Below are 18,374 nucleotides of genomic sequence, written 5' to 3' on the forward strand. Positions count from 1 at the left end.
AATTTAATCAAACGTTTGATTAATAGTTTTGTAGAAATATGACCCAATTTGTCACAAAAGAAGATATTTTAATTTAAATGCGGTTTGAGACAACTGATAGTAAATAAATCATAGTAATTCCTAACAATTAGTCCTAAAAAAAAAACAAAGGGTTGTCTGACACTTTTTGTTCAGACAACCCTTTTCCTTTATACCATTACTTTACAAATATCATTCGTAAACTCAACCGGATCGTTGATCGGTAAACCTTCAATTAACAAGGCTTGATTGTATAAAAGGTTTGTGAATAGTTTTACTTTGTCCTTGTCCTGTTCGAAAGCTGCTTTCAATGATTCAAATACTTCATGGTTCACATTAATTTCTAATACTTTATCCGCTTTTACTTGCTGATTGTTTGGCATTGCGTTTAGAACTTTTTCCATTTCAATCGATACTTCGCCTTCAGCTGTTAAACAAACAGGGTGTGATTTCAAACGTTTTGAAGCTCTAACACTTTTCACTTTGTCAGCCAATACTTCTTTCATATAATCGAATAGTTCTTTGCTTTCTTTCTCTTCTGATTCTGATTGTTTTTCGCTTTCTTCTTCAATGCCTAAGTCACCACTAGAAACGGATTTAAATTCTTTTTCTTTATAGTTCATAAGCATTTTGATTGCGAATTCATCGACATCGTCTGTGAAGTAGAGAATTTCGTATCCTTTTTCAGCGACAAGTTCTGTTTGTGGCAGTTTGTCAATTCGTTCGATTGAATCACCTGTTGCATAATAAATGTATTTTTGATCTTCAGGCATTCTTGATACGTATTCATCTAAAGTGACTAATTTCTTCTCTTTTGATGAATAGAACATAATTAAGTCTTGCAACACGTCTTTATCTTGTCCGAAATCATTGTAGACGCCAAATTTCAATTGTCTACCGAACGAGTTATAGAACTTTTCATATTTTTCACGGTCGTCTTTTAACAGACTTTCCAATTCACGTTTAATCTTGCTCTTAATGTTTTTTGCTATGAATTTCAGTTGTTTATCTTGTTGTAAAATTTCACGTGAAATGTTTAAAGATAAATCTTCTGAATCAACCATTCCTTTTACAAAGCTAAAGTAGTCAGGAAGCAGGTCGGAGCATTTTTCCATAATTAACACGCCATTTGAATAAAGCTCTAGTCCTTTTTCAAATTCTTTTGAGTAATAATCGAAAGGAATGTTTTCCGGAATAAATAAAATCGCATTGTACCTTACTGTCCCATCGACTTTAATATGAATATGTTTTAACGGTTTATCGAAGCCATAACGTTTTTCTTGATAAAAATTGTCATAATCTTCAGGTGTTAGCTCGCTTTTATTTTTTCTCCAAATCGGAACCATGCTATTAATGGTTTGTTCCTCTTTGAACTCTTCATATTCGTTTTCGCTGCCTTCTTTTAGCTTGCTGCTTGTTACTTCCATTTTGATTGGGTAGCGGATAAAATCGGAATATTTCTTGATGATGGCTTTTAAACGATATTCATCTAAATATTCGTCATACTGTTCATCTTCCGTGTTCTCTTTAATTTTCAGAGTGATTTCAGTACCAACGGAATCTTTATCACATGGCTCGATTTTGTACCCATCAGCACCTTTTGACTCCCATTTGTATGCTTCGTCACTGCCTAGTGCTTTACTGATAACGGTTAGCTCGTCTGCAACCATAAACGCGGAGTAGAAGCCAACACCAAATTGACCAATGATATCATGGCCATCCTTTGCTTCATTTTCGCTTTTGAATGCTAAAGAACCACTTTTCGCAATCGTTCCAAGATTGTTTTCTAGCTCTTCTTTTGTCATCCCGATCCCAGTATCAGCGATTTTTAATGTTCTATTTTCTTTATCGGCATCGACTTTAATAAAATAGCTGTCTTTATCAAAGCGTAATGAATCATCTGTTAATGCTTTGTAATAAATTTTATCGATCGCATCACTAGCATTCGAAATTAATTCTCTTAAGAAGATTTCTTTTTGTGAATAGATGGAGTTAATCATCATTTCTAACAGTCGTTTCGACTCTGCTTTAAATTGCTTCTTTGCCATTTTCGTATCTCCTTCCAAATTAAATACTCTACCTTTCATTTTAGCACTCTAACACAGGGAGTGCTAACTACATTATTTTAATAACATAAATGATTGGTTACTGTCAATTTATTGGATAGGTTAATTCTTTTGAAAAAAGAAGGAATCTTCGTACTCTTAACGAAACCTTTTCGGTAATCACTTTTGAAAGAGTTGAGATAAATGAATGAAACTAAGAGTTATTAAGCAAACTGATGCAATCGCATTTGCACAAATATGTAAAGACATTGACGGATCTGGATTTATGCTTTATGAGCTGGGTGAAAGAGTCATCAATCTTGAGAAGGAAGAAAAAACTTCTTAAAAGAAATCTCTATTAAATTGGATTGTTGATTTCCGCTGCAGGTACTCGCTTTCCGCGGGGCAGGCGATGAGCCTCCTCATCGCTTCGCTCCCCGCGGGGTCCCATCTGTCCAGCTGATCCCGCAGGAGTCTCGCACCTTCCGCTCCAATCAACATGGCGTCAATATCAATACTGAACTTTAACAAAGCCTAAAAGAAATATTAAAACAAATGGGACATATATACGAATGAGGGGGTAATTTTGTGAAAAAAAAAGTAATATGGGTTTCTAGTTTAATTGTTTTCTTTATTGTATTATTTCTTATCTGCATCAATTGGTATTTTCCATATTCACCTATTAGTTTCACTAAATCGATTTCCTATGATGCTGATAATATTGTTGTAAAGGCGTACAAAAAGGAATTAAATGATTTTAAAAACATTTACAATTCAAAGAAGAAAAACACACTAACTGATGATCGTACACAATACGTTCTGCCAATGTTTGAACAACAATGGTTAGTCAGTGGCAAACCAGTTAAGATAAAAGAATCCGATCAACTCAATACAATGTTAAATGAAGTAAAAGAGACGAAAGACATATTAATCGAATTAGCCTTTCGCGAAAAATATTCACAGGAAACTAAAGAATATTTAAAGATGGCCCTTGTAACATGTCTTTCCTTGGAGAATGAGATTGTCGAATTAAAAAACTCCAAATTCCATTCAAGGTCGACCTTGAATAGACAAATTCGCAATCTACATATGAGCTTTATTAGAAGCTTCGATATGTTTACAACGTTTTATAAAGAGTATCATCATTTACGGTGAGCGACTTTATCAGGATAGTGAGATTTTGATGAAAACCGCCATTTAAGGCGGTAATCATTATCTTATTTCAAACTTGGATTTCGGCGAGATAGGGTTGCTTGTTCAAAAGCATAACCTAATTTTATTAACACCCCTTCGCTGAATGCACCTGCTGCAAGCGTAATTCCAAAGGGTCTGCCATTTTCCATATAACCTGCTGGAAGTGCAATGGATGGGTAACCTGCTTTTGCACTTATTGTTGAACCGACATAGGCTGGAAAAAGAATAGCATCAAGTTCATATTTTTCTAATGCTTCATCAATCCCTTTATCACGTGCATAATATAAATCTTCTATTTTGGCTAACAAATATTCTGATTCTCTTAATGTATTAGATAATGAATCCCTAAATTCGAGTTTATCCTGACCATACTTCAGTGCTCTGTCTGAATGTTCCCGATTAAAGTCAATCAATTCTTTAATGGAATGCACCGGTATAGTAGATGGTAATTGTGCAAGAAAATTGTCCAAGCTATGCTTCATTTCATAATGATTGACCGACCAGCTCCACTTTCGATGAAAGCTAGGGAGATCAATATCAATAACCATCGTTGCCCCCGCCTCTTGCATAGAAAGGATGGCCTGCTCAAATAATCCTTCGTCATACTCACCCGGCATGAAGCAATTTTCAGGAGCTTGCGTAAATACGCCAATCTTTGCTCCTTTTAAACCATCTTTCTCTAGAAAACTAGTATAGTCCTTTCTTGCACGTTCATCACTTTTAAATGTTGCGGAATCCATTAGATCAACACCTGTTAAAGCGCCTAGTAAAATTGCTGCATCTGAAACGGATCTTGCCATCGGTCCTGCTGTATCTTGCGAATATGTAAAAGGAATGATTCCCGAACGACTAATTAATCCGACAGTTGGTTTAATTCCAACCACTGAATGTTGAACGGAAGGGCTTAATATCGAAGCATCCGTCTCCGTCCCAACAGCCAAAGCAGCAAAATTTGCAGCTACTGCAGCAGCTGATCCGGTACTTGATCCGCCGACGAAAAATTCAGATCCATACGGATTTACTACTTGTCCCCCCCTAGTACTATATCCAGCCCACATTTTACTAGACATCCCATTGGCAAGCTCTGTCATATTCGTCTTTCCTAAAATAACGGCTCCCGCCTCACGCAATTTTTCAACCAAAAAGGCATCTTTTTCACTGATATAGTTTTCTAAGGCTAATGTACCTGCACTTGTATGCATATAATCCTTTGTCGAAATATTATCCTTTAATAGAACGGGAATTCCATGAAGTGGTCCCCTTGCCCCTTTTGTTTTTCTCTCATGATCCAATCCTTCCGCAATAAAAATAGCATCGGGATTAATTTCAAGGATGGAGTTAATTTTCGGGCCATCTTGGTCATACTTGGCGATTCTTAATAAGTAGTACATTACGAGGTCTTTTGAAGTTAATTCACCGGCCGCCATCGCTGCCTGTATTTGTGTAATGGTTCTCTCCTCAAATAATCTATCATTAAAATTGTTTTCCACTTTCCTCTCTCCTTTCAAATTAAATTTCATTTTCTATAATGAACATCTACTGTAGTTTTCTTTATTATTCAGCTATACACCTTTGTTATGTCAAATTATTATTTAAAACTAGCTTTACACATTTTGTTTATTTTTGTAAAACTATTATTTTAAAATATCAATTTAACTTCTTAATAATCGTTCGCGAAACATGGGAAATAAGCTCCATTTGGATTATTTACAAAAATTATAATTTTACAAAACATACTTTTATTATATAATGAAAAGGTATTCATTATAATGAAAATTCATACAACTAGAGGGAGATGATTTGATGACAGAAGATGTGTATAAACTCATTGCTATCGGCCTTTACATGGTGATGATGTTATTAATTGGATTTTACGCTTATCGGAAGACAAGTAATTTAACCGATTATATGCTTGGGGGACGTTCCTTAGGACCGGCAGTTACCGCATTGAGTGCAGGTGCTGCGGATATGAGTGGTTGGTTATTAATGGGACTTCCTGGAGGACTTTATCTAAATGGTTTAGCTGATGCTTGGATCGCGATTGGTTTAACAATTGGGGCATACTTAAACTGGATTCTTGTAGCACCGCGTTTACGTTCCTATACACAAGTTTCCAACGATTCGATTACCATTCCATCTTTCCTGGAAAGCCGCTTTAAAGATTCTACGAAACTTTTAAGAGTCGTTTCATCACTTGTTATTTTAATATTTTTTACTTTTTATGTATCGTCCGGAATGGTATCAGGGGCCGTTTTCTTTAAAAGCTCCTTTGGATTGCATTATACTACTGGATTGTTCATCGTCGCCGGAGTAGTTGTTGCTTATACATTGTTTGGCGGATTCCTGGCTGTTAGCTGGACTGATTTTGTTCAAGGTTTAATAATGGTCATTGCACTTTTACTTGTGCCGGCTATTGCTATTTTCAAAACAGGTGGCCCTGCCGAAACATTTGATACAATTCGTTCAATCGACCCAACACTCCTAGATCTATTTAAAGGAACGAGTGTATTAGGGATTATTTCTGCTCTTGCATGGGGGCTTGGTTATGTTGGGCAACCGCATATTATCGTTCGTTTCATGGCTATTAAAACAATTAAAGAAACAAAAAGTGCTAGACGTATCGGAATGAGCTGGATGATTCTTTCATTACTTGGAACATCTTTAACAGCATTGATTGGGATTGCTTATTTCCATAATATCGGTGCTCCACTTGGAAAAGCCAATGCCGAAACTGTATTTATTCAACTTGGTTCCATACTATTCCATCCACTTGTAGCAGGACTTGTTTTGGCTGCCGTTCTCGCTGCAATTATGAGTACCGTATCTTCGCAATTAATTGTTACATCCAGTGCTTTGACAGAAGATATGTACAAATTAATGTTCCGACGCAATGCTTCCGATAAGGAACTCGTTTTCTTCGGTCGGATGGCTGTATTAGTTGTTGCTCTTATTGCTACTGTTTTAGCATTTGATCAAAATTCATCCATTTTGAAGCTTGTATCTTATGCGTGGGCCGGCTTCGGGGCATCATTTGGACCGGTTGTATTCTTGAGTTTATTCTGGAAAAAGATGAACAACTGGGGTGCACTCTTTGGAATGATTACCGGTGCTCTCACCGTGATTATTTGGAAGATTGCTGGACTCGATGTAAGGCTTTACGAAATTGTACCAGGGTTTATCGCTAACTTAATCGTTGGGATTGTCGTTAGTTTAGCTACCTACAAACACAATGATGAAATTGAAAAGGAATTCGAAGCGAGCAAAGTCTTAATGAAACAAGGGTAAAATTTAAGGCCACCAATTTCGGTGGCCTTTGACTTTATTAAACTCTATCTTCAGGACGGATATGGTCAACTGGTACAAATACTTTTAAATGTCGATATAAGTTTTCAAATTCAGCGGGGACAATTCCACCAAATTCACCATCGATATTTATTTGCATTTTTTCCGTTGAAGTGACTTTGATATGATTCGCGGATGTATATATGATGTTCGGATCATTCACATGGTTACCCGTAATCGCAGAAGAAACGACTCGAATAAATTCAGCAAGATTCGTTTTCTTTAAAATAATTAGCGAAAAAAGTCCATCATTAATTGATGAATCTGGAGCAAGCTTTTCAAACCCGCCGACAGAATTTGTTAATCCTACTAAGAAAAGCATCGCTTCACCTTCGAATAATTTTCCATCATACTCAATCCTTACCTCTGTAGCACGGATAGATGGGAGCATTTCGATTCCCTTCATATAATAGGCCAATTGACCAAGCATCGTTTTTAACTTACTTGGGACCTCATAAGTCAATTCAGTTAATCGTCCCCCACCAGCAATATTAATAAAATAACTATCGTTCATTTTTCCAATATCAACTGGGATGGTGTCACCCTGTACAATAATATCTGTAGCTGCTTCAATATCACGAGGGATGTGGAGAGCTCTTGCAAAATCATTCGTCGTTCCGACTGGAATGACTCCTAACTTCGGACGGTATTTCTGTTCGGCAAGCCCGTTAACGACTTCATTAATGGTACCGTCTCCCCCAGCCGCAATAACAATGTCATACTTCCGTTTAACAGCTACTTTTGCCGCTTCAATCGCATCCCCAGCGGCTGTTGTCGCATGACATGAAGTTTCATATCCGGCAACTTCTAACTTTTTCAGAACTGTCGCAAGATGTTTCTTAAACACTTCACGCCCAGAGGTTGGATTATATATTATTCTTGCACGCTTCATTTTCATCATCCTACTCTTTTTGTTACAAAATAAGAAAAGCCAAAGCGCCTTGCTCATCGATGTAAAAAACTTACCGGACTTTAAGCACTTACCGCAAGGAAAAGTCCTGAAGTTTTATATTCGATAGGCGCTGGAACTAGACAAAGCAGATATTTATTAGGAACATTAAACCTAAAATATAATTTAAAAACTCGTCTCTTTTAGTATATATTAGAACGAATTCGAAACAAATAGGTATATGAATCAACTCATTCTACACAGAAAATCTGGCCGCAGCCAGATCATTTTTCTTGTTTAGTCTACCGAGAATATCATACCGCTTTTGATTGTAAAAATCTAGTATAAGTAATTTTTGTCACATTTACATTGGAGGAATTAGAAATAATCAATTGATAAATTATCCGTTCCATATTTGACCATTTCCAATTTACTTTTTTGATTGCTTTTATCTATCCAAGATATTTGGCCAACATTAACTGTACGAATGGATAAATTAGACCGGTCTTCTACTTGAATGTTTACTGTATATACTGAAGCGCGATTGACCAATTGTAATCATATTTTATAATAGGCTTTTCGAGTTTTGAAAAATAAAGTAAGCATAATATTTCTACCCCAAGTACGAACGATAAAACGGGCCGGCAGCATTCCAATGCAAGATTGGGGTTAGAACTAAAAATATACCTAAGAAAACGAGTGAGGCACCCATTGAAAATGTTCCCAAACGCCATGATTTCATTGTTCACCAACTCCCTTCCTTTTATTCCTGACTATTAACTTAACGCCTCCGCCAATCAGCAGGACACTGACAAGTGCAGTTTGAAAATATCTGTTGAACCAAACTTGTAAATCAATATTGATATAACGATAGATAATAGGGGATAAGGTTGGCAGTAATATATTCACAAATAAATAGTAAAGCCCGAGCACTAAAAGTCCAATACCTACCCACTTTTGGTGGTTAATTAAGTATGAAATGACAGGTTGGTCATTCATTTCCTCTTTCCCGAACTTTGATGCCTTTTGCAACCCATCAAAAAAACTATAGAACCAAATGATAGGAACTAGAAACAAGAAAACTCCAAGTCGCATGACATCTAAGATATAGATGGAGAATAAAAATGCGGCCATTAATTGAATTCCTCTTATTTGCAATCCTAAATAAAGATGGCCAACACCGGGAAAAATAGAAAGAAATGTAGCAATAGAACGACTCTTTTTCCCTTCCTCTCTTTTCATTTCAAGTTCTTCCAAAATGGATTGATCAATTAGTTCTTCCCCACATTGTTTTTTCGTTAACTGTTGCATAACATCAAAAAAACCGTATATCCAGATCACAAGAAGAAAGATTAGAAAAACAAGAAATTCTCCTCTTCCTGAAAGAAATGTTATAAAAATAACCATGACCCCAAACCCAAGGAATGATACTAAAATTGTTAGACCGCGATTCATCAACCCCAATTGAAAGTGACCAAGCCCCGGGACAAATGACAAAATAATAGAGTAAAACCGTTCTGTATCTGGATTAACGGATGTTGATACCGTTTGTTCATTAGTGCCATGTTGATATAATTTCGATGCTGTGATTCCTGTGTCAATAAAATTCACAATGTAAATCGCTAAAGCAAGAAAAATTGCTGCGAGAATAAACATTCCAACAAACATAATTTCTATTAAATACATCGCCATAAGTGCAAGTCCAAATGTAACAATTGTATAAAAGATTCCTCGACCTTTCCTTAGGTACATTAATCCACCACCAGGAAAAAAGGCTAATAAAAATGCGATAATTGGATTTTTTTTATTCATTTTTTATCCTCCTGCCAAGATTTCTTTTGTATTTGCACTTTATCAATAAACGAAACGGTGTTTTTCATTAGCTCCTCAACTACAGAAGGCGCTTGTTTATTATTCGTTTCAAAGACATTCACAACATTCATTAGGTGTGTAAACACTCCCGTCGTCATAAAAACGAATGTCATTGCAGTGGCTAAAACATAATGGAATACTGGTTTTTGATAAATTTTAGAAACCGTATCTTTCTTTACAGATGCTTGTTGCTGTTCAATTGTCATCATAACTGAATCGGCAAATGTTCCTCCATTTTTCATCGGGGGCAGGTTCCCTTCTTGTGCCTCGATCACTTCCAAATAGACAGACAAGCACTGGTCACAGACGAATAAATGTGTATCGTATTGTTCTCTTATTTCTTCGTCTAGCAAATCATTCACATACAAAATCCATTCTTCATCGCTCACATGATTCATAAAAACTCTTCCTCCTTCCAATGCCTTTTCATCCAAAGCCGGGCACGATACAGCTTCGTTTCAATCGTCTTCACCTGTACCTTTTGCTCCTGAGACATTTGCTGATACGTTTTTTCTTTTATGTAAAATCCTTCTACTACCTCACGATAATTTTCGGGAAGCTCATCGAGGCGTTTGCTAATAAAATCTTGTTTTTCCTTTAATAACACAATTTCCTCAATATTTGTTGAGGCTAGCAGCACCTCAGGCCGAAATTCAACCTTTTTGTCCTCCTGTCCCCGCACCTGTTTTCTTTTTATATCAATTGAATGATTCACAGCAATTCTAGTAATCCATGTTTTAAACCCTTGATTCTTATATTTGGGGAGAGAATGATAGACTTTCAAAAACACTTCTTGTGCTGCATCCTCAGCATCGTGTTGATTCCGTAGAATCGCTAGTGTCGTGTGAAAAATATGTAGTCGATACTTTTCAACCAATACTCGAAAAGCATGATCATTGCCACATTTCACTTTTTCAATAAGCAAGTCATCCAAAACATCTCTCCCCCCTTTCTACCTACCATCATAAACGACAAACCATCCCCTGACCCCTACAGCTGAATAAAAAAAATTCAGAATTCCATAAAAAGAAGGTTTTATAGTAAAAAAACTAGCCCCCGAAACAGAGGCTAGTATTATTAGAATACACGACTAATTGATTTACTTTTTCTTAAAATGAAAGAATAATATCCAATGTAATAAACCGCTAGAATAAAAAAGACAGCTAATGTAAGTGGATCTTTCCCAAATGTTTGTGGATCCATTTGTGGTTGTATTTTTGACAAATTATACACTTCAATCATTCGATATAAAAACCTACTTAAAAACAGAAATAGAATAAGTGATTCAATCCATATATGTGTACGGTAAAATAGAATCTCATTCTTCTGTTCAAACGTGCTATGTTTTACGGCAAACAATAATAGGATGACCCCTAATCCAATGCCTACTAAATCATATAAATATGAGATAGGATGTATAGCGCTCGTAAAAAGTAACAAAATCAATAAAATAGAAAATAGCGTAATCCGGACAATAAGTCTTCGCTTTCTTAATGGCTGAAATCCAATTGATCGCTTAATCCTTCGATAAAGTATAAATCCAATAAGCAGAATAGAATATAAAAACTGTGGTTGAATGTGCAATGCTACACCTTCTTTTCCTTGTATTAACTTTTCTTAAATAAAACTACCCCTCGTTCTTTAAGAAATTGGACAGATTCATAAATTGAATGTTCATCGATCTGATATACCTCTTGGACCGTTGTTTTCCATTTATCAAAATCCCTCATTTGAATTTCACGGATATTCCGGTAGGTCATCACCTTAATCGTGTGATCTCTTAAAAAATAGCATTCATGTCCATTAAATCGGACAGCTGAAATTCTTCTCATCGTTGTATTTACATCATGATCAAAATAGGATTGTTGAATATCTTCAATAATGTCTTTTTCAGATAATGGTGTCCACTCGATTTCCTTTTTTACAAAGGATTTTCCATTCGAACGGCGATCTATTTCAAATTTATCCATCGTTTTTTGGGTAAAAGCAATTTCTTCACCAAATCCATGTAAAACATGTTTTCTTTTTGCTTCTAGCTCGACTGGCTTCATAATTGGTGAGCCATAACCAACATCCACATAATATTGCCTTTGACCAATCGTCACCATGATGGCTAAGTGGCCCGGATTTACTCTTACTAATGAACAAGTAAACCCTAATCGGGATAATAAGCGAGAAAAATTCATATTTAATGTATAACATGTCCCTCCCCACCCTTTTTCGTTTAGATTTTCTACAAAAACCTCGATTGGGGGAACATAGTTTGAACGCTCCTGAAAATAATGAAACTTACTAAATGTTTCATAAGGGATTCGTGATAAATGTTGTTGTATCAACCGCTGCAAATAATTTAAGGATGGAGTTTCTTTCTCTAATTTTAAATATTTTAAATAGTCCTCGATTGTTTGTTCCACATTTACCACTCTTTCATTATTCCATTAAGAAAATATATCTTTTATTCATTCTCGCAAAAAGTAAAAAATCCTGCAATATGATTGAATAATATGTTAGAAAGACTTAATGTTAATCTATTTTATTAAGGGAAATTTAATTATTTCTCTATATATTTATAGACATAGGAAACAAGAAACTTGTTTCAAACTTTTTCCTTCAACAATTATGTTGATTGAATACCCCTTTTTTATAACCCTTTTATGTCCGGCTTATGGCCGGAATTTTTTGTTTTAAAAAATTTAAATTGACTTTTCTCAACCATTTGTGTAATTTAAATAAATAAGATGTAACGTTAATTTCATATTGTATCTCTTATAAAGAGTAGCGGAGGGACTGGCCCTATGAAGCTCGGCAACCTTTCATGATGATCATGAATCGGTGCTAAATCCTGCAAAACATTCGTTTTGAAAGATAAGAGAGGACGATTTCTTGTTAGATGAGGCCTCTCTATATTGAGTGGCCTCTTTTATTTTGGCTCTTTTCTAAAGGATTGTTGCTTTCAACAAATTTAAACGGGAGAGTGGATTGGAGCGGAAGGTACGAGACTCCTGCGGGATCAGCTGGACAGATGAGACCCCGCAAGAGCGAAGCGATGAGGAGGCTCATCGCCAGCCCCGCGGAAAGCGAGTGCCTGTAGCGGAAAGGAACGGATCATTCCCAAAACAATAATCTTTACGAAAACAGCCTTTATTTTTAAGGAATGAAGAAAATCATAGAATATTTCATCACCATATCCGATTATTCTTATAAGAATAATAAACAAGGAGTGTAGGTTTCTTTATGTATTGTTTAGATTTAACTGGAAAAGTTGCCATTGTTACAGGTGGCACACAAGGGATTGGCAAAGCAATTGTCGATGCACTATTAGATTGCGGAGCAAAAGTAGCGGCGGTTGATATCAATATTAATCATCATCAAACGACGGACCAATTACTTTATGTGCAAGCAGATGTAACAAACAGTGATCAAGTCAACAATATGGTTGAAACGGTGATCGAATCCTTTGGAAGACTAGATATTTTAGTAAATAATGCAGGGATTTCCTCCATGGATTATGCCGTTGATATTAAAGAGGTTGATTGGGACCGAGTGATGGATGTGAACGCTAAAGGCGTGTATTTATGTAGTCAAGCAGCTGCAAAAGTACTAAAAAAACAAGGTGATGGTGGAAAGATTATTAATATTTCATCTCAGGCTGGAAAAAACGGATACCGCTTAATGGGAAGCTATGTAGCATCAAAGCATGCCGTTTTAGGATTTACGAAGGTAATGGCGATTGAATTAGCCAAAGACCAAATCAATGTAAATGCAGTTTGCCCAGGTATTGTAGAAACCGATATGAAAAAAAAAAAATGAAAGAGTCATAGGGGGTGAGTTAAGAGGACTTAATGCTGAAGCAATTAAAGAAGAGGATATATCGCAGGTCCCATTAGGCAGAACCGCGAAACCCCAAGATATTGCAAATGTCGTTGTCTTCTTATCATCAACACTTTCCGACTATATGACAGGGCAAGGAATTAATGTGACTGGCGGAATGACAATGAACTAAGAAATAGGAGGAATTAATGTGACAAAACAACAAGAAAGAAAAGGAAGTCTTCTCGCACTATTACCATTATTAATTTTTGTACTTCTTTTTATCGGAACGGGAATTCTTGCAAATGATTTTTCCAAAATGCCTTTAAGTGTGGCGGTCATTATTGCAGGTACAGTCGCATTATTGATGAATAGGAAGGAATCATTATCTAAAAAGATTGATATCTTTTGTAAAGGAGCTGGACATTCAAATATTATTTTAATGTGTATCATCTTTGTTTTAGCCGGAGCTTTTGCCGGTGTTGCTAAGGAAATGGGAGCGGTTGAATCAACGGTCAATCTTGGATTATCGTTGCTTCCTGCAAATTTATTAATGGTAGGACTTTTCATTATCGGTTGCTTTATCTCTACCTCAATGGGGACTTCTATGGGTACGGTTGTTGCATTGGCGCCAATTGGGTTAGGGATCGCCACACAAACAGATATCCCTACAGCATTAGCCATGGCTACTGTTATTGGTGGAGCAATGTTTGGCGATAATCTTTCAATGATTTCGGACACAACGATTGCTGCTGTACGGACACAACAAACACAAATGAAAGACAAATTTAAAGTGAACTTCTTTATCGTTTTGCCAGGTGCCATTGTTACAGCCATCCTACTTGGAATCATCACCCTTGGAAACCATGCAAGTGTTACCGGTGATCATCCGTATGAATTGGTCAAAGTATTACCATATGTAGCTGTCTTAGTCGCCGCTCTACTCGGAGTCAATGTTTTAATCGTATTGCTGGGAGGAACCATTTTTGCCGGCATCATCGGAATTGCTTATGGATCATATGACTTTCTGGGATTTCTGCAAACCGTTGCCAAAGGTGTCATGAGTATGGAAGACATTGCAATTGTAGCAATATTGATTGGTGGTTTAGTTGAAATTATTAAATATAATGGTGGAATTGATTATCTATTACACTTTGTCACTAGCAAAATTAGATCAAAAAAAGGTGCCGAGTTTGGGATTGCTAGTTTAGTGAGCGTTGCGGATATCGCAACAGCAAATAATACGATTTCCATTATTATTACTGGACCATTAGCGAAAAATATCGCAGATGAATATGAAATTGATGGAAGAAAATCAGCAAGTATTCTCGATCTATTTTCTAGTTGCTGGCAAGGAATTGTTCCATACGGCGGCCAACTACTTGCAGCAGCCAGCATCGCCTCAATTTCACCTGTGAGCATTATCCCTTATTCTTTCTACCCAATCTTGATGGGAATTTGCGGAGTGATAGCGATACTAGTTGGATATCCAAGGCTCCAAAGAAAAGAAAAGGCAATAAATACTAATCAACCTTTAAAAGAAAAATCTTTATAGTATGCTATACTATATTGATAATTCAAACAATAAAATTATTTATTTAGGAGTGAATATGTAATGGTACAAAAAATGAATGTAGAAAGCTTCAATCTTGATCATACAAAAGTAAAGGCACCATATGTACGTTTAGCCGGAGTTACTCATGGACAAAATGGAGATGTCATCCATAAATACGATATCCGTTTAAAACAACCAAATAAAGAACATATGGAGATGCCAGCTCTTCATTCACTAGAGCATTTACTAGCTGAAAATGTACGTAATCATCTTGATCATGTAGTCGATTTAAGTCCGATGGGCTGTCAAACAGGCTTTTATCTTGCCGTCCTTAATCATGATAATTATGATGGGATTCTTGATGCCTTAGAAAAAACGTTACAAGATGTATTAGAGGCAAAAGAGGTTCCAGCTTGCAATGAAATTCAATGTGGTTGGGCTGCAAGTCATAGCCTTGAGGGCGCACAAGAACTTGCTCGCGAATTACTTGCGAAAAAAGATGAATGGAAAGAGATATTTGCAGATTAATAATCGTAAAGACAGAGGCTGGGACATAACTAGCTTCAAATAGTGAAAAAGGTGAATTTGAGTGTACTCAAATTCACCTTTTTCTTTTTTTGCGTGTAATTCTTCTATTATCTTAGTTGCTGGGCAGTGTATTTTCTTAAATTCACTGCCATTAATGCAAAGCCCATTTCATTTTCTACCTTTGATTTTCCTCGTACGGAAAATCGTGTGAAACGCAAATTAGCCTTCAAGAATCCAAAAACTGGTTCCACATCGATTTTGCGTTTTCGATAGATGGCACTCGTTTTCTCTTCTGAAAGCTTCGCTCTTACATATTCTTTTTGTTGTTCCCATTTTTCATTCACCATTCGTTTTCGATTGTTGCCTTCTTTTGCTTTGGTACAGGAGGGGCGGAACGGGCAGCCCGAACAGTCTTCGCACTCATAGATTTTAAACTTCCGTTGGAATCCTGTACGATCAGTACGGACAGAATAATCGTGAAATGTAAGATGTTTCTGATTAGGACATGTATAGGTATCTGTTTCTTCATCGTACGGCCAGTTGTCCGGATTGAATAGGTTTTGTTTGTAAGTTTTCTTTTTTTCTTTCATATACATGGTATAAGGAATAAGCGCTTTGCGTTTTCTGTTCAAAAGGATATCATTATAATTTTCTTCACTACCATAACTTGCATCTGTGACGATGTGTTCCGGTAACTCGAAATAATCCTGCTCAATCTCATCTAGAAAGGGAACTAACGTACGTGTGTCTGTTGGGTTTGAGAATAATCCATAGGCAAGCGCATATTGACCTTCCGTTGCGATTTGTGTATTATAACCAGCCTTCAATTGTCCATTTTTCATATAATCATCTTTCATTCGCATAAATGTCGCATCTGGATCTGTTTTAGAATAGCTATTACGTGTACCAAAGATTTCAAGGTCTCGTTGGTATTTCTGTTTTCGTACGATAAAATCAATCAACTGTTTACGCACTTTTTTCGGATATTTGCGTTCATTTCTTAAAGCTTTTCGTTCTGGAACACTCGACGATGCTTCAATTTGTTTATCATACTCGTTTACGACATCATCCACTTTTTGAACCAATTGAGCGAGCTCTTCCAATGATAACTGTTCATCGCTTTCACGTTCGATTTCAGGTATGATTTCATTCTCAAGAAGCTCATCGTATAGCTGGTTTGACTTTTCAATTAAACTTTGATGATACTTCTCAATCGACTTCTTCCAGACAAACGTAAATTTATTTGCATTTGCTTCAATCTTTGTACCATCGATAAAAATTGCTTCTTGATCGATCAGTTTTTCTTCAATTAATTGGCAACGGAATTGGACGAAACATTGGCGAATTAAATCTTTCACTTCTGGTTGAACACGGAATCGGTTGATTGTTCGGTAGCTTGGTTCATACCCTTGAGCTAGCCACATCATACGGATGCTGTCTTTTAATAGGGCTTCAATTTTTCGCCCTGAAAAGACAGATTGCGTGTAGGCACATAAGATAATTTTAAGCATCATGCGTGGATGGTAGGCAGGACAGCCATCATTTCGCAGAAATGGTTCGAACGCTTCATGAGGGATACTTTCAACTAAATGATGAACATGGAAGGCAATATCATTTTTTTGTAACTTTACTTCTAAATCTAAAGGCAAAACTAATTGATTCATGGTATAATTTTTAAACATAAGGATCCTTCTTTCTGATTATATTTTGTGTGGTAACTTAATTTTATCAGAAGTGGTCCTTATTTTATTGTAAAAAAACCAAAAGCCGGTGAAAATTTACTTGTCGTAAATTTCCACCGGCTTTTTCATCTCAGAGGTGGGTTATGTCCCAGCCTCTTTGTTTTGTTGGAAATTGATTTATATTTTCAAATTTTCATATATAATAGAGAAAATAAAAGTGGGGTGTTTTTATGGATACAGAGACAATCTTTGGCGATCTTCCAACTTTGGAAACTGACCGCCTCATACTAAGAAAAATAACCGGTGAAGATGCAGTGGATATGTTTTCTTATGGGTCTAATGATGAAGTGTCGAAATACGTGTCTTGGTTTACGCACCGTACGTTAGAAGATACAAAGGAATTCATTGATTTTGTTCTTGGACAATACAAAAACAAAAAGGCCGCACCATGGGGAATAGAATATAAAGAAAACGGCAAATTAATTGGAACGATTGAATATATCGGGTGGCAGCCCAGACACAATAGTGCGGAAATCGGCTATGTTCTTCACCAAGAATACTGGGGAAAAGGAATTACAACGGAAGCAGCCAAGGAGTTACTGGCATTTGGATTTAATAAAATGGAACTAGTTCGTGTTCAAGCAAGATGCTTCACTGAAAATATCGGTTCGCAGCGAGTAATGGAAAAGATCGGAATGGCGTACGAAGGAACAACTAGAAAAGGGATGTTTATAAAAGGGAAACACCGCGATTTAAAGGTATACTCGATATTAGCAGAAGAATTTTTAAAAAGTTAGAAGCAGCCCAAAGTAAGCTGCTTCTATTACTGTTATGAGAAATTTTCACGATACCACTTCACAGCGTTCATCACTTCTGCTTCTGTTAGTTGATGGCCATAGTGTTCCCAAAACAAGGTGACATTTGCTTCGTTATCTTCAAGTATTGTTTTTAATTCTTCAGTTTCGGATGTAGGAATTAACGGATCATTTGTGCCTGCCCCAATAAAAATTGGCGTATTTTTTAAAGAAGGAATGTTTAAATCTCTTCTTGGCACCATTGGATGGAATAGAATCGCCCCTTTTAATGCCTTTTCAAAATAAAACAGTAAGCTTGCAGCGATATTTGCTCCATTTGAATAGCCGACTGCGACAATATTTTGCCGATCAAAGTTATATTCCTTTGCAGCCTCATCGAGGTAGTTGGAAAGTTCTTCTGTTCTAAATTCTAAATCCTCTAAATCAAATACGCCTTCACTTAATCGCTTAAAAAAGCGGGGCATCCCATGTTCAAGTACATTTCCTCTTACACTTAACACAGGTGCTTCTGGATCAATCATTTCAGCAAGCTGCAATAATGAATGTTCATTTCCACCTGTTCCATGTAGTAACAATAATACAGGTTTTGAACTGTTGGTTCCCTTTTGAAAATAGTGTTTCATG

At 36.4% G+C, this 18,374-nt stretch carries 20 protein-coding genes and 1 riboswitch; of the genes, 8 read left to right on the plus strand and 12 right to left on the minus strand.

The annotated features are described in order from the left end of the window. Positions 1 to 188: 188 nt before the first annotated feature. Positions 189 to 2,066, minus strand: coding sequence for a molecular chaperone HtpG (gene htpG / locus I5776_RS19165; protein WP_202778105.1), 1,878 nt, complete (start codon positions 2,064 to 2,066; stop codon positions 189 to 191). A gap of 205 nt (positions 2,067 to 2,271) precedes the next feature. On the opposite strand from htpG, the gene I5776_RS19170 reads away from it, so the two are divergent. Both I5776_RS19170 and I5776_RS19175 read left to right on the plus strand, forming a co-directional pair. Then, positions 2,272 to 2,409, plus strand: coding sequence for a hypothetical protein (locus I5776_RS19170; RefSeq protein WP_202778106.1), 138 nt, complete (start codon positions 2,272 to 2,274; stop codon positions 2,407 to 2,409). A gap of 242 nt (positions 2,410 to 2,651) precedes the next feature. Continuing rightward, positions 2,652 to 3,218, plus strand: coding sequence for a hypothetical protein (locus I5776_RS19175; RefSeq protein WP_202778107.1), 567 nt, complete (start codon positions 2,652 to 2,654; stop codon positions 3,216 to 3,218). 62 nt (positions 3,219 to 3,280) lie between these two features. Here the strand turns inward: I5776_RS19175 and I5776_RS19180 are convergent, their stop codons facing one another. Then, positions 3,281 to 4,747, minus strand: a complete 1,467-nt coding sequence (locus tag I5776_RS19180; protein WP_202778108.1) for an amidase family protein — start codon at positions 4,745 to 4,747, stop codon at positions 3,281 to 3,283. 313 nt (positions 4,748 to 5,060) lie between these two features. Here I5776_RS19180 and putP point away from each other — a divergent pair, with 313 nt between their 5' ends. Beyond that, positions 5,061 to 6,542, plus strand: a complete 1,482-nt coding sequence (putP, locus tag I5776_RS19185; protein WP_202778109.1) for a sodium/proline symporter PutP — start codon at positions 5,061 to 5,063, stop codon at positions 6,540 to 6,542. A 37-nt stretch (positions 6,543 to 6,579) separates the two neighbouring features. On the opposite strand, the gene I5776_RS19190 is transcribed toward putP, so the two are convergent. The 8 genes from I5776_RS19190 to I5776_RS19220 form a co-directional block, all read right to left on the minus strand. Then, complete coding sequence (locus tag I5776_RS19190; RefSeq protein ID WP_202778110.1) at positions 6,580 to 7,491, minus strand: diacylglycerol kinase; 912 nt, start codon at positions 7,489 to 7,491, stop codon at positions 6,580 to 6,582. Positions 7,492 to 7,866: 375 nt separating this feature from the next. Further along, positions 7,867 to 8,040 carry a hypothetical protein gene (locus tag I5776_RS19195; protein ID WP_202778111.1) on the minus strand — a complete coding sequence of 58 codons (174 nt, stop codon included), beginning with the start codon at positions 8,038 to 8,040 and terminating at the stop codon, positions 7,867 to 7,869. A 61-nt stretch (positions 8,041 to 8,101) separates the two neighbouring features. Beyond that, positions 8,102 to 8,230, minus strand: a complete 129-nt coding sequence (locus I5776_RS21695; protein WP_281397277.1) for a hypothetical protein — start codon at positions 8,228 to 8,230, stop codon at positions 8,102 to 8,104. Then, positions 8,227 to 9,300, minus strand: a complete 1,074-nt coding sequence (locus tag I5776_RS19200; RefSeq protein ID WP_202778112.1) for a hypothetical protein — start codon at positions 9,298 to 9,300, stop codon at positions 8,227 to 8,229. Before I5776_RS19200 ends, I5776_RS21695 begins: the two co-directional genes overlap by 4 nt. Then, positions 9,297 to 9,758 (minus strand): hypothetical protein, encoded by a 462-nt coding sequence (locus I5776_RS19205; protein WP_202778113.1) that lies wholly within the window; start codon positions 9,756 to 9,758, stop codon positions 9,297 to 9,299. The genes I5776_RS19200 and I5776_RS19205 overlap by 4 nt, the downstream gene beginning before the upstream one ends. Next, a complete protein-coding gene (locus I5776_RS19210) occupies positions 9,755 to 10,294 on the minus strand; it encodes an RNA polymerase sigma factor (RefSeq protein ID WP_202778114.1) in 540 nt (179 codons plus the stop codon). The genes I5776_RS19205 and I5776_RS19210 overlap by 4 nt, the downstream gene beginning before the upstream one ends. A 143-nt stretch (positions 10,295 to 10,437) precedes the next feature. Then, on the minus strand, positions 10,438 to 10,944 hold the full coding sequence (locus I5776_RS19215; RefSeq protein ID WP_202778115.1) for a CcdC protein domain-containing protein: 507 nt from the start codon (positions 10,942 to 10,944) through the stop codon (positions 10,438 to 10,440). 23 nt (positions 10,945 to 10,967) lie between these two features. Next, the gene (locus I5776_RS19220; protein ID WP_202780870.1) at positions 10,968 to 11,774 is read right to left on the minus strand and encodes an arylamine N-acetyltransferase; all 807 of its coding nucleotides are present in this window, start codon (positions 11,772 to 11,774) and stop codon (positions 10,968 to 10,970) included. A 349-nt stretch (positions 11,775 to 12,123) separates the two neighbouring features. Then, a riboswitch (SAM riboswitch) is annotated at positions 12,124 to 12,232 on the plus strand. 362 nt (positions 12,233 to 12,594) lie between these two features. Here I5776_RS19220 and I5776_RS19225 point away from each other — a divergent pair. Genes I5776_RS19225 through I5776_RS19235 form a run of 4 tightly spaced genes read left to right on the plus strand, consistent with a single transcriptional unit; the run spans position 12,595 to position 15,253 of the window. Further along, positions 12,595 to 13,170 (plus strand): SDR family NAD(P)-dependent oxidoreductase, encoded by a 576-nt coding sequence (locus I5776_RS19225; RefSeq protein ID WP_281397278.1) that lies wholly within the window; start codon positions 12,595 to 12,597, stop codon positions 13,168 to 13,170. Between the two features lie 58 nt (positions 13,171 to 13,228). Continuing rightward, a complete protein-coding gene (locus I5776_RS21700) occupies positions 13,229 to 13,363 on the plus strand; it encodes an SDR family oxidoreductase (RefSeq protein WP_281397311.1) in 135 nt (44 codons plus the stop codon). Between the two features lie 18 nt (positions 13,364 to 13,381). After that, on the plus strand, positions 13,382 to 14,725 hold the full coding sequence (locus I5776_RS19230) for a Na+/H+ antiporter NhaC family protein (RefSeq protein ID WP_246483849.1): 1,344 nt from the start codon (positions 13,382 to 13,384) through the stop codon (positions 14,723 to 14,725). Positions 14,726 to 14,785: 60 nt separating this feature from the next. Continuing rightward, positions 14,786 to 15,253 carry an S-ribosylhomocysteine lyase gene (locus I5776_RS19235; RefSeq protein WP_202778116.1) on the plus strand — a complete coding sequence of 156 codons (468 nt, stop codon included), beginning with the start codon at positions 14,786 to 14,788 and terminating at the stop codon, positions 15,251 to 15,253. 107 nt (positions 15,254 to 15,360) lie between these two features. Here the strand turns inward: I5776_RS19235 and I5776_RS19240 are convergent, their stop codons facing one another. Continuing rightward, on the minus strand, positions 15,361 to 16,935 hold the full coding sequence (locus I5776_RS19240) for an IS1182 family transposase (RefSeq protein ID WP_202778117.1): 1,575 nt from the start codon (positions 16,933 to 16,935) through the stop codon (positions 15,361 to 15,363). A gap of 230 nt (positions 16,936 to 17,165) precedes the next feature. Between I5776_RS19240 and I5776_RS19245 the strand changes: the two genes are divergently transcribed. Continuing rightward, a complete protein-coding gene (locus tag I5776_RS19245) occupies positions 17,166 to 17,732 on the plus strand; it encodes a GNAT family N-acetyltransferase (RefSeq protein WP_202778118.1) in 567 nt (188 codons plus the stop codon). 32 nt (positions 17,733 to 17,764) lie between these two features. On the opposite strand, the gene I5776_RS19250 is transcribed toward I5776_RS19245, so the two are convergent. Then, on the minus strand, positions 17,765 to 18,373 hold the full coding sequence (locus I5776_RS19250) for an alpha/beta hydrolase (protein WP_202778119.1): 609 nt from the start codon (positions 18,371 to 18,373) through the stop codon (positions 17,765 to 17,767). Position 18,374 lies beyond the last annotated feature (1 nt).

Source organism: Heyndrickxia vini, assembly GCF_016772275.1.
GTDB classification, from domain to species: Bacteria; Bacillota; Bacilli; order Bacillales; family Bacillaceae_C; genus Heyndrickxia; species Heyndrickxia vini.

Excerpts from the sequence above, each read along its gene's own strand:
- htpG (WP_202778105.1), bottom strand. The coding sequence starts at position 2,066 with ATGGCAAAGAAGCAATTTAAAGCAGAGTCGAAACGACTGTTAGAAATG.
- putP (WP_202778109.1), top strand. The coding sequence starts at position 5,061 with ATGACAGAAGATGTGTATAAACTCATTGCTATCGGCCTTTACATGGTG.
- I5776_RS21695 (WP_281397277.1), bottom strand. The coding sequence starts at position 8,230 with ATGAAATCATGGCGTTTGGGAACATTTTCAATGGGTGCCTCACTCGTT.
- I5776_RS19205 (WP_202778113.1), bottom strand. The coding sequence starts at position 9,758 with ATGAATCATGTGAGCGATGAAGAATGGATTTTGTATGTGAATGATTTG.
- I5776_RS19240 (WP_202778117.1), bottom strand. The coding sequence starts at position 16,935 with ATGTTTAAAAATTATACCATGAATCAATTAGTTTTGCCTTTAGATTTA.
- I5776_RS19225 (WP_281397278.1), top strand. The coding sequence starts at position 12,595 with ATGTATTGTTTAGATTTAACTGGAAAAGTTGCCATTGTTACAGGTGGC.
- I5776_RS19250 (WP_202778119.1), bottom strand. The coding sequence starts at position 18,373 with ATGAAACACTATTTTCAAAAGGGAACCAACAGTTCAAAACCTGTATTA.
- I5776_RS19235 (WP_202778116.1), top strand. The coding sequence starts at position 14,786 with ATGGTACAAAAAATGAATGTAGAAAGCTTCAATCTTGATCATACAAAA.
- I5776_RS19200 (WP_202778112.1), bottom strand. The coding sequence starts at position 9,300 with ATGAATAAAAAAAATCCAATTATCGCATTTTTATTAGCCTTTTTTCCT.
- I5776_RS19170 (WP_202778106.1), top strand. The coding sequence starts at position 2,272 with ATGAAACTAAGAGTTATTAAGCAAACTGATGCAATCGCATTTGCACAA.
- I5776_RS19190 (WP_202778110.1), bottom strand. The coding sequence starts at position 7,491 with ATGAAGCGTGCAAGAATAATATATAATCCAACCTCTGGGCGTGAAGTG.
- I5776_RS19245 (WP_202778118.1), top strand. The coding sequence starts at position 17,166 with ATGGATACAGAGACAATCTTTGGCGATCTTCCAACTTTGGAAACTGAC.